The sequence below is a fragment of the Caballeronia sp. LZ029 genome, from assembly GCF_031451275.1.
GTDB classification, from domain to species: domain Bacteria; phylum Pseudomonadota; class Gammaproteobacteria; order Burkholderiales; family Burkholderiaceae; genus Caballeronia; species Caballeronia jiangsuensis.
Window position 1 is genome coordinate 777841 of sequence record NZ_JARUXO010000004.1, and the last position, 14214, is coordinate 792054.

Below are 14214 nucleotides of genomic sequence, written 5' to 3' on the forward strand. Positions count from 1 at the left end.
TTGCCGCTACCGTGTTTTACTTTTTTCTTTTCCCGAATTCCCGAGCCCGGCGCACCTCGATGCGCCGGGCTCTTTTGTTTTGCGCCCAAGTAAAATGCTTCGATGGCACGCGCTCTCGAAGGTACCGGCTTGGCTTCCGCACAACAGGGTTTTCTGCTGACTCGTCACTGGCGCGACACCGCGGCCGGGACGGAAGTCGATTTCTGGCTCGCCACCGACGACGGCCCGAAAAAAATCCGCATCGCTTTGCAGACGAGCGTCGCGTTCATTCGCGTGGAAGATCGCGCGAAGGCCGAGCCGATCGTCGCCGGTGTGCGCGACGCGTATCTGCGCGAGCTGCCGCTCAGGGATTTTCGCCAGAAGCCCGTGCTCGGCCTCTATTGCCCGCAATATCGCCAGTTGCTCGCGCTCGAAAAGAACCTGAGAAGCGCGGGCGTCGATGTCTTCGAAGCCGATATCCGTCCGCATGAGCGCTATCTGATGGAGCGGTTCATCACGGCGCCGGCGTCGTTCGAAGGCGTCGCCGGTGACGGTTACATTTCCAGCGAACTGAAGCCCGCGCCGGATTACCGGCCATCGCTGAAAGTCGTGTCGCTCGATATCGAAACCAGCGCGAAAGGCGATCTCTATTCGATCGCGCTCGAAGGCTGCGGCGCGCGCCAGGTCTATATGCTCGGTTCGCCGAATGGCGTGGAAGAGCAAACCGATTTCGCGCTCGATTATTGCGAAAGCCGCGCCGACATGCTGCGTCGTTTCAACGCGTGGATCGCGCACTACGATCCGGACGCGATCATCGGCTGGAATGTCGTGCAGTTCGACCTGCGCATCCTCCAGCGGCACGCCGACGACTACGGCGTGCCCCTCACGCTCGGCCGCGACGGCAGCGCGGTCGAATGGCGCGAGCATGGCATGAAGCGCAATCACTTCTTCGTCTCGATCGCGGGAAGGCTCGTGATCGACGGCATCGAGGCGCTGCGCTCCGCGACGTGGAATTTTCCGTCGTTCAGCCTGGAATATGTCGCGCAGTCGCTGCTGGGCGAAGGCAAGGCGATCGACAGTCCCTACGCGCGCATGGACGAGATCGAGCGGCGCTTTCAGGAAGACAAGCCCGCGCTCGCCCGTTACAACCTGAACGACTGCGAACTGGTCACGAAAGTCTTCGAGAAGACCGAACTGTTGTCATTTCTGCTCGAACGCGCGACCGTCACCGGCTTGCAGGCCGATCGCAGCGGCGGCTCGGTTGCGGCGTTCACGCATCTTTATATGCCGCGGATGCATCGGCTCGGCTATGTCGCGCCGAATCTCGGCGATGTGCCGGAGGAAGCGAGCCCCGGCGGCTTCGTGATGGACTCGCGTCCCGGACTCTACGATTCCGTGCTCGTGCTCGACTACAAGAGCCTGTATCCGTCGATCATCCGTACGTTTCTGATCGATCCGGCCGGGCTCGCGCAAGGCATCGCCACGCCGGACGATGCCGACACCGTGCCGGGTTTTCGCGGCGCTCGCTTTTCACGCGACACGCACTGCCTGCCCGCGATCGTCGCGCAAGTGTGGGAAGGGCGCGAAGCGGCGAAGCGCCAGCACAACAAGCCGCTGTCGCAGGCGCTGAAGATCATCATGAACTCGTTCTACGGCGTGCTGGGATCGAGCGGCTGTCGCTTCTTCGATCCGCGTCTCGCGTCGTCGATCACGATGCGCGGTCATGAAATCATGCATCGCACGCGCGAGCTGATCGAAGCGCGCGGATACAGCGTGATTTACGGCGACACCGATTCGACCTTCGTGTGGCTGCGGCGCGCGCGCGATGAAGAAGACGCGGCGCGTATCGGCCGCGCGCTCGTCGCGCATGTGAACGAATACTGGCGCGAGTATCTGCGCGAGACGTTCGAACTCGACAGCGCACTCGAACTGCAATTCGAAACGCATTTCAAACGCTTCCTGATGCCGACGATCCGCGGCACGGAAGAGGGCAGCAAGAAACGTTACGCAGGACTGACGACGCGCGTCGACGGCAGCGAGGAAATCATCTACAAAGGGCTCGAAACGGTGCGCACCGACTGGACGCCGCTCGCGCAGCGCTTCCAGCGCGAGCTTTACATGCGCGTTTTCAAGGGCGAGACGTATGAGGCGTATGTGCGCGATTACGTCGGCAGCACGCGGCGCGGCGAACTCGACGAACTGCTCGTGTATCGCAAGCGGTTGCGGCGCACGCTCGGCGACTATCAGCGCAACGTCCCGCCGCACGTGCGCGCCGCGCGCATCGCCGATGAATACAACGCGCGCGCCGGTCGCCCGCTGCAATATCAGAACGGCGGCTGGATCAGCTATGTGATGACGACGGCCGGTCCCGAGCCGGTGGAAGCGCGGCACGCGCCGATCGATTACGAGCACTACGTGAGCAAACAGCTTCAGCCGGTCGCGGACGGCATCCTGCCGTTCCTGCGCGACGACTTCACCGCGCTGATGTCCGGCCAGAAAGAGCTGTTTTAATCCGTTAAAAGCGCACGCCGAAACCCGCCTCGATGATGTCCGCATCGCGGTCATAACGCGTGACCATGCGGTTCCACGTCACGCGCGCGAGCCATCGATTCGTGAGCCGGTAACTCGCCGATACCGAAACAAGGCCCGAGAAGCGGCCGTCGCCGGTACGGTTTTGCGGGAGGTCGTCGTTTTGCGTGATCGACAGATACGGTCCCGCGCCGACGCCTAGAGTTAATTTGTCGTCGAAGAACGCGCGTGTCGCCCAAATCTGAGCGGCGAGACCGTCGCGACGCGACTGCACATGCCCGCCTTCATGCAGATACGAGGCGGTGAAATCGATGTAATGCCATAGTCCGCGCCGATACTCGATGCTTTCCGCCAGATTCGTTTCAGAGTCGAGGCTGTTCAGGATCGTCGTGCCGAGCATCACGGTGACTTCGTTGTTCGTGACGTTCGTCGTGCGCGGCACGGGGCGCGCGCGCGATCCGCGTCCTTCGGGCGCGTCGAGTTGATAGCCGATGCCGAAGAGCAGCGCGGTCGTGTCGGGGCCGCCGAACGCCTGCACGCGATTGAGCTTCATCTCCGCGATCCAGCGGTTATCGAAGTAATACGCTGCGCGCAGCGTGAACATGCCGCCCCAGCCGTGCGTGTTCGAATATTCGCCACCGGCCTGCGCCTGGCTCGTATCGAAATAGCGATACGGCCCCGCGCCCGCCGACAGTTCCAGCCGGTCGTTCCAGAGCGGCAGGCGCCCCCAGATCTGCACCGACTGCCCGTCACGATGATGATCGGGGATATGGCCTTCGTTGAGCCACGAAAAACTCCAGGCGGCATAGCGCCCGAGTCCTTCGCGATAGTTGGCTTCCCAGGAATAGGTGTTCTGGCTGCCGCTTCTGAGCGCGCCGGCGAGGAAAGAAAATTCCTGGGCGTGCGCCGCTCTCGTCGCAATGGCGAGTGTTGCGCAGGCGATCACGCGCGCGGCGGTTCGGCAAAATCGTGCTTTCCTGGAGGTTGTCATCGGCGAAGTCGGATTCGAAAGTCCGGCATCTTTCGTATGGTCCTGTTCGAGCAGGATACAGACATAAGAAGATTCGCGCAGAAATCTGAGTCATTCCTATTTACGTCGATCCCGAAGTCAAACGTTTGCGCGTTTGCCGCGACCGACAATCGCTCGGCCTACGTTCGCAGCCACTCACACGCGGGGTTACGTCTTTCGTCCAGCTTGCGTAGATTGATTTCATTCCAGTGAAATCGAGCAAGCGAGGTCAGTGATGGACTCCACTCCAATCGAATATCGAGGCTGTGAGCTTTCGGTCATCGTCCGGCACGTGTCCGGACAATTCGCGGCGACGCTCTTGATCGAGCGGCCCGGCGGCGTGCGGCGCGCGATCGGACCGCTTCGCGCGTTTCCGACGGCCCAGGCCGCCGCGAACTACGCGATCGAATGCGGCAAGGCGGAACTCGACGGCCGCCTGTCGGTGCGCGAGCCGCGCGTCGCGGTGTCGGGTTGAAGGCATCGCGCGCGACATATCGAACGATCTCGCTGCTGATGCTCGCGCCGCTTGTTTCGTCCTGTACGACGCTGATTAATGAAACGTGCGCGACGGGCGAACAGCGCGTCGTGAATGACCTCATCTATTTCGGCACCGCGAAGCCGGTGGATTTCGTCACGCCCGCGGAATTCGACGACTTCCTGCGCACCGAAGTCACGCCGCGCTTCCCGCAAGGCTTCACGACATGGCGCGCGAGCGGGCAATGGCGCGCGGCGGATGGCTCGATGGTGCACGAGCCGACCTGGGTGCTGAGCCTCGCCCATCCCGACGACGAAGCGAGCGACAAGGCCATCGGCGAAATTCGCGAGCACTATCGCGCGCGCTTCGAGCAGGAATCGACGCTGCGCGTGCGGCACACGGCCTGCGCGTCTTTCTAGTTCGACTTCGCACCACGCGACTGCTCGGAATCTCCGTAGAAACTTCTCAAAAATCGGCCGATTCCTAGCGTCGAGCAGCGTGGCTGCATCAATAATTTACAAATCCACGGACGGGGCCAGATATGCTCGGACGCTTCATGTGTGCGGCCGGTCTGCGTGTCTTTTCCCCTATTTCCATCTTTTCGCTTCTCAAACGCCATGGTCACTCTGGTCAGCTTTTTCTCCGATCGCAACGCAACATCATCGCGCGACAACCACGATGAATATTGTCGCCGCATGAATGTGAGACATCGCTTCGAGGCGGTGTCGAGCTGCGTCGATTCGATCGAGCTGCGCACGCTCTACAAATATCAGCTCGTGAGCGACATGCTGCGCGAAGCGGACGAGGGCGAACTGGTCATCTTCGCGACGGAAAACGCACTGTTCGTGCGCTTTCACGACTTCGAGCCGATCATGACCGGCCGCGATGTGCTGTGGACCAAAGGACATTTCGGCGTCAACACCGAAATGTTCGTGCTGAGAAACACGGAAGAGAACCGGCGCATCGCGCGAGGATTCGCCGCGCGCTGCCGTGAGTACTACGATTACGGCGATTTCGTCACCGAGGAAGCCTTGCTCGACGATATGCCGACCGTGCCCGACTGGGACGATCTGAACGGCGTGGTGCCGATCGCGTCGATGTGGTCGGGCCAGCATCCGGATCTGCGCGGCAGGGAAGTCGTTGCCGTCTCGCTCGTCTATACGCCGCGTCTTTACAGCAAGTGCGGCCCGCTGTGGCGCGCGATGTTCGCACGCCATCTGAATGCGTGCCACGCGTCGGGCGAGCTGCGCGTGTTCGACAGCGCGGCGCCGCTGTCGAACGATTCCAACGAGCCGATTTTCACGTATCAGCCGGGACGCTCAATCGCGGTCGTGATGCTCTACACGCCGAACATCGCGAGCTATGCGCGTTACGGTGAAGCGAGTTTGCGCGCCTATTGCGAGCGGCATGGCTATACGCTCCACGTGCACCGTGACGTGCCGCCGGACTTCGGGCGCGACGCTTGTGGCAACTGGGCCAAACCGTTCCTGCTCCAGAAGTACCTGCCGCTGCACGACTGGGTCTTCTGGATGGACGCGGACATCATCGCGATGAATCAGACCGTGAAACTCGAGACGTTCATCGAAGGACGCGAGCGCGTGCTGACCGCGGACATTTGCGGCTGGCGTTTCAATTCGGGCGTGATGGGCTTTCGCAACACGGAAGAAAACGCCCGCGCACTCGATGACGTGCTCGCGAAGGTGCGTGAGATCGAGGACGTCAAGTACACGTTCTCGAGTCAGGGCGACCAGTATGTCTTCCTTGAGCGACTGATCGCACACGGCCTGTGCCCCGAAATGGACTCAGCCGAACTCGTGAGCTTCAGGGAGCTCAACACGCCGTGGTACTACGCGGACCGGAACACGTTCCTGTGCCACTTCCACGGCCTGAGCACCGAGATGCGGACCTTGTATATGTCGATGAACGCCGTGCCGGACGGCGGTTTCGAAGCCATCGAATGAGCGGCACAGCGCGCCGCTGATGCCACCCGAAGTTCGCGTTACGCGCCGGCCATCTTCCTCATGAGACGCGCGCGCGGGTCCACCGCCTCCTGTAGCGCCGGCTCCGGCGCGAGATCCCACGCAAAGCCGCGTGCACGGACGCGGCGCGTCGGCTTGACGTGCTCACGCCGGCGCACCAGCGAGCGCACGGCGCGAGCGAGCGCGAGGTCGATTGCTCCGCGCCAGTCGCGCGCGATCGACGTCGCCACGACCTTGTTTTCCCGATTCAACTGCACTTCCACCTGACAGCGCTTGTCGACGCCGCCGCGCGGCCCGTTGATGTCGGACAAGCTGACAGTCGCCTTCGAGATCAGCCACGCGAGGCGTCGAAAGACGAATTCGCTGCGCGCCTTCGCGAGTTCGTGCATCGCAATGGCTTCGGGATCGCGGGACTTGAACAGGACTTTCATTGACGCCTCCTCGTTGAACATGGGATCAGCGTAAGGCGTGAGCGCGTTGCGAAAAAGCAGAAGTAACGGAACACGAACTTCGAAAAAACCGAAGTTACGCTCCCGCACGCGCAAGCACCTGCTGCGTCAACGGATGATGCCGCCCGCGCCGCGAAATGATCGCGTGGACTTCCTCCTTCACGTCGGGCGAGCGGCCGAGCCAGCGCAGGCCGCGCAACAGCGGCGCATCGCCCGCGCCGAATTCCGCGAGCGGAAACACGCCGAGGCCACGCGCGCCGAACACCGCCATCAATGCACTATCTTCGAACTCGCCGACGATGCGCGGCGCGATGCCTTGCGTCTCCAGCCAGCGATCGAGCCGCGCGCGCAGCGACGAATGGCCGGTCGGCAGGAGAATCGGCAACGAGGCGAGACTTTCCGGGAAGTGATCGATCGCGCTCTTGCGCACGATCGAAGCGGGCCCGTACCAATCGACCGGCGACGCGATGAGGCGCTCGCTCGTAAGCCGCAGATTGTGGTTGTGCGGCGCGGGATGGCTCGCGAGCACCAGATCGAGCCGATGTAGCGCCAGTTCGGCGAGCAGTTCGTCCGTTTCGCCTTCGTGACAGAGCAGGCGCAGCGACGGATTGGCGAGCACCGGCGAAAGCAGCGCGTGCGCGGCGAGCTTCGAGATGCCGTCCGACAGCCCGACGGCGAGACGCGCGAGCGTGCCGCTCGCCGCTTCCCGCACTTCATCCTGGATCATCTGCCCGAGCTGAAAGATTTCCTCGGCGCGCGCGAATGCGGCTTGTCCCGCTTCGGTCATGGTGACGCCGCGTCCCGCCGGTTTGAGCAGTTGATGTCCGAGCGATTTTTCCAGTTCGCGCACTTGCGCGCTGATGGTCTGCACGGCCATATCGAGCCGCTCCGCCGCGCGTGCGAAGCCGCCTTCCTTCACGACGACCCAGAAGTAGTGCAAATGTCGATAGTTGAGCATACGCTGCGCGTCCTCGCAGTTCCGGTGAACATTCGATACTTCGAAAAACCCGAAGTTTGATTTCGATTATCGCTGATTTTTTCGATTGCGAGAAACGACGATCATGGCGCGATACATCCAGTCAATCGAACCTTCCCTCGCTCATGGAATATCTACTTTCGCTCGCCGCCGATCCCGCCGTGTGGGCCGCCCTCGTCACGCTGATCGTGATGGAGGTCGTGCTCGGCATCGACAATCTCGTCTTCATTTCGATACTCAGCAACAAGCTGCCCGTCGCCCAGCGTGCGCGCACGCAGCGCATCGGCATCATGCTTGCGCTCGTGATGCGGCTCGCGCTGCTCGGCACGGTCGCATGGATCGCGCAACTGACCACGCCAGTGTTCTCCGTGTTCGATCATGCGTTCTCGTGGCGCGACCTCATCCTGCTCGCGGGCGGACTGTTCCTCGTATGGAAGGCGACCAAGGAGATGCACCATCACGTCGGGAAGAACCACGACGAGGCCGCCGGTGTCGCGTCGAGTCTCGGCAGCATCACGGCGTGGTCGGCAATCGGCCAGATCCTGCTGCTCGACCTCGTGTTTTCCGTCGACAGCATCATTACGGCGGTCGGGATGACCGAGCATCTGCCGATCATGTTCATCGCCGTCATTTTCGCGGTCGCGACGATGTTGTTCGCCGCTCAGCCGCTCTCGCGCTTCATCGAGCGCAATCCGACGGTCGTGACGCTCGCGCTCTCGTTCCTGCTCGTGATCGCGATGACGCTGATCGCCGAAGGTTTCGGAACGCACGTGCCGAAGGGATACATCTATGCGGCGATGGGCTTCGCGGGATTCGTCGAAGGCCTGAATCTGCTTGCGCGGCGCGTGAAGGGCAAGCGGGACGCGAATGTGCAGACGGAAAACCGCGCGCGTCTGGATGGCGTGTCCGGATGACCTTCGAACGGCGCGCGGCGCTTATCCACAGCTTTGGTGCACAAGGCTGTGGACAAACAGGGGAGCCGCGCGCTATCAGCCTGATGCGACTGAAGAAATCCGCGGCGCTGTGCGATGAAACGAACATTCGCGCGGCTTGCACCCGACTGTGCGCCGACTCGCAGTTCACGCACGCTCAACCGGGAATTCCACTTGCTTCTCGCACAGCAAGTGACTACGTTATGCGATAGCGAACGCCTGATTTCTTTCGGTTCCCGAAATATCCACCGATGAAATTGCAGTTCGCGCACCGCGATCAATCGTCGGCAGAAAAGAAACGACACGACAAGAAGAACGGTCGCCCGATTGATCAGACGCCTCGGAATGCAGGCCACAGGAGGGACGAATGAGCCCGCATTGGGAGATCGGCACGGCGAGCGTCGGGTTCGAACCCATCGCGCCGCAAGCGCTCGCATCCGTCGCGCGCATCGATCCATATATCGTGTGGGCCAACGCAACGCACTATCGCGACCTCGGCGGCACGCCGCGCGGCCGCGTGCCGATCGCCATCGAGATGAAGCAGGGCGGCGATACCGCGCAGCAATTCGCGCAGAGCATCGAGCGTAACGGCTGGCAGGAGTGGATCTGGATGTCGGCGCTCTATCGCGATCCGCCCGCCGCGCTGGAGGCGACGCGCTTCTGCACCGCTCACGTGACGCGCGAGTTCTACGCGCATCTGAACACCGACCTCGCGGGCAAATTCGAACGCTTCACGGAAGCGCTGGTGATCACGTCGCATGTCGATGCGGCCGTGGAACGGATAGCAGCAGGACATGCGCCCGTGCGCGAAGGACTGGCTAACGCGATCGTCGGCGTATGCGATGAAGACATCGCGTTCACGCACGCGCGTTTCTCCGAGGACGCCACCGGCACGCGCACGCGCTTTCAATGCTTCTGGAATCAGAACGACGCGGCCGAACCGGCAGCCGGTCTCGGCTACGGAAGCGAGCTGCTCAAACATCAGATGGACGCGATGCTGAACGATGCGCGTCTACATGCCGAAACGGCGCAGACGGCCGGCGGCGCACGCGTCTACGGCTTCGCGCATGACGGCCCGGCGGCCGCCGAGCTTGCGGGCCGCTATCCTTCGCGCGCGTTGCGGCGCGCCGCTTCCGCAGACGACGACGGCAGTCACGATGCGCCCCTGCTGATGATCGGCGTGAAGCTCAAGCGACGCTGCCGCACGATGCGCGACGCGTTCGGTCCCTGTCCCGATGCCGAAGTGCTCGACGCCGTCCGCTACGTCGTGCAGCGCGCGCAGGACATCGGCGGGGCGGGCTGTCATGCGCTCGTCAGCCTGAACGCCGGCCATGTGGCGTGGCAGCAGGACGGCAGTTCGCTCATCGAAAGCGCGCTCGACGAATTGATGGACACCGGCGCCTGCTCCGTCGTGCTTCCATCGGGCAACGTCGATCTGTCGCACTGCCGCGGGGCGCTGACGATCGCGGATCGCGCCGAGTCGGCGTTGCGCTGGCCCGTGCGCGCGCATTCCGCATCGCCGAGTCTCGCGGAAATCTGGTGTTCGAGCGATGCCGGCGCGCCCGCCGTCGATGTGCAGATCGTGCCGCCCCAGGGCATCGCGAGCGCGTGGCTCACGCTCGGCGATATCGGCACATACACGCGCGGCGGCGATGCGATCTGCACCGTCGTGCATCTCGGCCGGGGCGCGCGCGGGGAAGGACACATGATCCTCGTCGCGCTCGCGCCGACCGCCGCACGCAGCGGCATGCGCCGCGCGGAGGCGGGCGAGTGGCTGATTCGCCTGCGGAACAACGCGCCCGCGACGGTCACCGCCTATGCGTGGATGCAGTGCGACGAATCGTTCGACGAGACGCCGCTCGTCGTTCCGTCGCATTCGCGCGATGACGGCAAGTAGCCCTCAACCGCGTGAATGGAGCGCGATGATCTCCTGAAGATCGAGGTCGTGCTCCAGCGAGTGCAGAAGCTCGTCGTGAATCTCGCCCGCACGATGCATACGCAGCAACTCCGCGCGCCCGGCCGCGATCGCGGCGAGCACGACGTCGTAATGCGCGTGGCGCGCGTCCGTCGGAAATTCCTCCATGTCCTCGAAGCGCCTCGTAAGACCCGCGCGATACGAGTATTGCTCCAGGAGACGCGGATGGATCACATTGCCGTCCGCGTCGTGCACGAGCGGCTGAATCGCGGTCAGTTGCGCGGACTCCAGACGCGCCCATGCCTGCGGCTCGGTGAGATGTCGCGATGAGCGCTCATGGCCGCGCGTCAGCGAAAGCAGGGCGATGAGCGGGCCGATCGTCGCGCCCTGCAGCAGCACCGTGACGAGGATCACCGCGAAGCCGGCGAACAGGATGAGATCGCGGCCCGGCATCGTTTCGGGCAAGGAGAGCGCAACCGCGAGCGTCACCACGCCGCGCATGCCGGCCCAGCTCACGACAGTGGCCGCGCGCCAGTCGGGAACGGCGGCGCCGGCTTCGGGGCCGGTCCCGCGCTTGCGTCCGCTGACGGTCCACGCGATCCATTTCACCGCCTCGGCGCCGAACACCCACACGAAGCGCGACAGGATCACGACGGCGATCACCGCGACAGTCGCGGGCCCGAGCAGCGAGAACGCATCGCCGACGCCGCCGAGCCGTACCGCGATGCCCCGCAGCGACAAGCCGATCAGCACGAAGACGAGCGCCTCCAGCACGAACACGACGACTTGCCAGAAAGCCGTGCCGCGCATGCGCTGCGCCGCCGTGAACACTTCGTGCTGATGCCAGCCGACGACCATGCCGCACGTGACCGTCGCGATGACGCTCGACACACCCAGTTCTTCGCCCGCGATATAGCTGACCCACGACGTCAACATCGACGTGGTGATGACGAGGTAATCGTCCTCCAGCGCGCGCATGATCCTGACGGCGATGAAGCCCGCGACGATCCCGACCACGACGCCGCCGATCGCCAGTCCCGCGAAGCTCGCGACGGCGCGCGGCGCGCTGAACACGCCGCTCATCGCGGCGACGAGCGCGAAGCGGAACAGCACGAGGCCCGCCGCATCGTTGAGCAGGCTTTCGCCTTCGAGCAGCACCATCAGACGACGCGGCAGCGCGACGCGTTCGAGCACGGCCTTGGCGGCGACGGCATCGGGCGGCGAGACGACCGCGCCGAGCGCGAAACACGCGGCCCACGGCAGCTCGGGCACGACAAGATGCACCGCGATGCCGACGACGAGCGTCGTGAACGCCACCGCGCCGATCGCGAGCAGCAGGATGCCGCTCAGATTGCGCTTGAAGTCGTCCCACACGAAAAAGTACGCGCCGTACATCAGAAGCGGCGGCAGGAACACGATGAGCACGAGCTCCGGGTCGAGCTCGATATGCGGCAGGCCCGGCACGAACGCCATCGCGACGCCGCCGACGAGCAATGCAGCCGCGGGCGGCAAGCGCAAGCGCTTGGCGAGCACTTCGAGCGCGATGATCGCGATCAGCGAGACGAGCACCAGATTGAATGCCGTGGCGGCGTGCATGAATTGTCCTCGGGTTGTGCGGTGAGTTCTTGCGCTGAAATGCGCGGCGGCCCACGCAGATGCCGCGCATCGCGCTGCTACGATCGACGCGGGGCCGGGCCGCAAGCCGGGGTCATCGTATCTGAAAGGAAGGGAAAATGAGACGAAAGTCGTCAGGCGTGGCGGTGGCGGCGGTGCTGGTGGGCGTCGCCGTGGCGGCCGTGCTTTATATCGCGAGCTTCGGCAAATCTCGTCACGCCGACGCGCCCGTGCCGACGCCTTCCGCGCTCGCCGCACAGGACGGCGCGGCGAGCGCTGCGGGCTTCGGCAACGCGCCGAAACAACCCGAAACCGCGCAGGGCGATCGAACCGCCGCGCGCTGATACGCGGCGTCCAGTCTTTGTCGCAGGTACCGGAACCTGTCACGCGCGACAGGAATATGCCTTGCTCGCCGTCTGACGATGCCAATAGAGGCACGTCGGGAGCATATCGCGATGGGACACCATCCAGAGCAGGTTCCAGCCGCCGCGCTGCCCGTCGACGGGCGCGGCATGATCGGCAACATGAAGACGGCGGCGCTCGTGTCGCTGTGCGGCGCGATCGACTTCATGTGCTTTCCCCGCATCGACTCGCCCACGCTCTTCGCCGGCCTGCTCGATAGCGAACGCGGCGGCGCTTTTTCGATCACGCCGCGCACGCCTCATGCGAACCGCCGCGCCAACGTCAAGCAGATGTATCTGCCCGAAACGAATGTGCTCCTCACGCGTTTCATGACCGACGAAGGCGTGTGCGAACTGCTCGATCTGATGCCGGTCGCATCGAACGCAGCCCGCGCCGGTGAAGTGCCGAACTGCGTGCTGCGCATCGTGCGGCTCGTGTATGGGCGGATGACGCTCAACGTGCGCTGCGATCCGCGTTTCGACTACGCGCGCGCGACGCACACGGCGCAGGCGGTGGAGAAGGGCGTCGATTTCATCGGCGCGGATGGCTCGCCGCCCGTGCGCCTGATCGCGAACGTGCCGCTCGCAATCGACGGGCAGAGCGCGTGCGCGACGCTGGATTTCGAGGCGGGCGACTGCGCGTGCTTCGCGCTCGGCGAGGCGCACGGGCTTGCCGATATCGAAGCGAATCACGATGCGATCCTCTCCGACACCATCGATTACTGGAAGGCGTGGTCGTCGCGCTCGACGTATCGCGGGCGCTATCGTGAGGTCGTGCTGCGCTCGGCGCTGACTTTGAAGCTCCTGAGCTCGGAGGAATTTGGCGCGATCGTCGCCGCGCCGACATTCGGCCTGCCCGAGGCGCAGGACGGCTCGCGCCGCTGGGATTACCGCTTCACCTGGATACGCGACGCCGCGTTCTCCGTGTACGCATTGCTGCGCCTCGGCTACACCGGCGAGGCGGAACGCTTCATGAAATGGATCGCCGAGCGCAGCCGCGATTGCAGCCTGCACGGCCAGTTGCGCGTGATGTATTCGGTCGATGGCGCCGATGCGCTCGCGGAAACCGCATTGACGAGCCTCGCGGGCGACGTGCCGGGAAATGTCGTGGTCGGCAACGAGGCGCGCGATCAGATGCAGCTCGATGTCTACGGCGCGCTGCTCGATTCGGTCTACCTGTACAACAAGTACGGCGCGGCGATTTCCTACGATGGCTGGCGGCACGTGACGCGCACGGTCGATTATGTCGTCGAGCACTGGCGCGAGGCCGACAACGGCATCTGGGAGTTCCGCAACGGCACGCGCGCGCTCCTGCATTCGCGTCTGATGTGCTGGGTGACGCTGGACCGCGCGTTGCGCCTCGCCGAGAAGCGCTCGCTACCCGCGCCGCTCGCGAACTGGTTCAAGACGCGCGACGAGATTCATCGCGATATTCACGAACAATTCTGGAACGACGACATCAAGAGTTTCGTGCAGACGCCGGGCTCGGCCACGCTCGACGCGTCCGCGCTGATGATGCCGCTCGTGCGCTTCATCGGCCCGAAGGATCCGCGCTGGATCGGCACGCTCGATGCGATCGGTCGCGACTTGCGCGTCGATCCGCTGATTTTCCGCTATACGCGCGGCTCGACGCTCGACGGCCTGCCCGGCACGGAAGGCGGCTTCTCCGCCTGCTCGTTCTGGTATGCGGAGGCGCTCGCGCGCGCGGGTCGCGTGGACGAAGGGCGGCTCGTCTTCGAGAAGATGCTCGCGTATGCGAATCACGTCGGCCTTTTCTCGGAAGAAGTGGCGACGAGCGGCGAGGCGCTCGGCAATTTTCCGCAGGCGCTCACGCATCTCGCGCTCATCAGCGCGGCGTACCAGCTCGACCGGAATCTCGACCGCGTGCATGTGCCCTGGACCTGACCGATCTGCGTGTATCCTTTCAGCTCACTCTGAGCGTGAACGGAGGACAGT

12 protein-coding genes are annotated in these 14214 nt (G+C 63.9%); 8 read left to right on the forward strand and 4 right to left on the reverse strand.

Features of this window, described 5'->3' with window-relative positions:
- The first annotated feature begins 102 nt into the window (after nt 1-102).
- Entirely contained in the window at nt 103-2490 is a 2388-nt protein-coding gene (locus QCE73_RS29550) for a DNA polymerase II (RefSeq protein WP_309884711.1), read from the forward strand.
- A 4-nt stretch (nt 2491-2494) separates the two neighbouring features.
- On the opposite strand, the gene QCE73_RS29555 is transcribed toward QCE73_RS29550, so the two are convergent.
- Entirely contained in the window at nt 2495-3499 is a 1005-nt protein-coding gene (locus tag QCE73_RS29555; protein WP_309884712.1) for a hypothetical protein, read from the reverse strand.
- Nucleotides 3500-3752: 253 nt separating this feature from the next.
- Between QCE73_RS29555 and QCE73_RS29560 the strand changes: the two genes are divergently transcribed.
- The 3 genes from QCE73_RS29560 (at nt 3753) to QCE73_RS29570 (ending at nt 5953) form a co-directional block, all read left to right on the forward strand.
- Entirely contained in the window at nt 3753-3992 is a 240-nt protein-coding gene (locus QCE73_RS29560) for a hypothetical protein (protein ID WP_309884713.1), read from the forward strand.
- Nucleotides 3989-4411 (forward strand): DUF3574 domain-containing protein, encoded by a 423-nt coding sequence (locus QCE73_RS29565; protein WP_309884714.1) that lies wholly within the window; start codon nt 3989-3991, stop codon nt 4409-4411. The genes QCE73_RS29560 and QCE73_RS29565 overlap by 4 nt, the downstream gene beginning before the upstream one ends.
- A gap of 276 nt (nt 4412-4687) precedes the next feature.
- Nucleotides 4688-5953 (forward strand): hypothetical protein, encoded by a 1266-nt coding sequence (locus tag QCE73_RS29570; RefSeq protein WP_309884715.1) that lies wholly within the window; start codon nt 4688-4690, stop codon nt 5951-5953.
- 38 nt (nt 5954-5991) lie between these two features.
- On the opposite strand, the gene QCE73_RS29575 is transcribed toward QCE73_RS29570, so the two are convergent.
- Complete coding sequence (locus tag QCE73_RS29575; RefSeq protein ID WP_309884716.1) at nt 5992-6402, reverse strand: HPF/RaiA family ribosome-associated protein; 411 nt, start codon at nt 6400-6402, stop codon at nt 5992-5994.
- Nucleotides 6403-6496: 94 nt separating this feature from the next.
- Nucleotides 6497-7378: a LysR family transcriptional regulator gene (locus tag QCE73_RS29580; RefSeq protein WP_035501922.1), complete on the reverse strand. Its 882-nt coding sequence runs from the start codon at nt 7376-7378 to the stop codon at nt 6497-6499.
- A 143-nt stretch (nt 7379-7521) separates the two neighbouring features.
- Here QCE73_RS29580 and QCE73_RS29585 point away from each other — a divergent pair, with 143 nt between their 5' ends.
- Together QCE73_RS29585 and QCE73_RS29590 are read left to right on the forward strand one after the other, a co-directional pair.
- Complete coding sequence (locus tag QCE73_RS29585; RefSeq protein WP_035501920.1) at nt 7522-8310, forward strand: TerC family protein; 789 nt, start codon at nt 7522-7524, stop codon at nt 8308-8310.
- A gap of 385 nt (nt 8311-8695) precedes the next feature.
- Entirely contained in the window at nt 8696-10225 is a 1530-nt protein-coding gene (locus QCE73_RS29590; protein ID WP_309884717.1) for a hypothetical protein, read from the forward strand.
- A 3-nt stretch (nt 10226-10228) separates the two neighbouring features.
- Here the strand turns inward: QCE73_RS29590 and QCE73_RS29595 are convergent, their stop codons facing one another.
- Nucleotides 10229-11839, reverse strand: coding sequence for a Na+/H+ antiporter (locus QCE73_RS29595; protein WP_309884718.1), 1611 nt, complete (start codon nt 11837-11839; stop codon nt 10229-10231).
- A gap of 137 nt (nt 11840-11976) precedes the next feature.
- Here QCE73_RS29595 and QCE73_RS29600 point away from each other — a divergent pair, with 137 nt between their 5' ends.
- Complete coding sequence (locus QCE73_RS29600; RefSeq protein ID WP_309884719.1) at nt 11977-12201, forward strand: hypothetical protein; 225 nt, start codon at nt 11977-11979, stop codon at nt 12199-12201.
- A 111-nt stretch (nt 12202-12312) separates the two neighbouring features.
- Nucleotides 12313-14163, forward strand: coding sequence for a glycoside hydrolase family 15 protein (locus QCE73_RS29605; RefSeq protein ID WP_309884720.1), 1851 nt, complete (start codon nt 12313-12315; stop codon nt 14161-14163).
- Nucleotides 14164-14214: the final 51 nt, after the last annotated feature.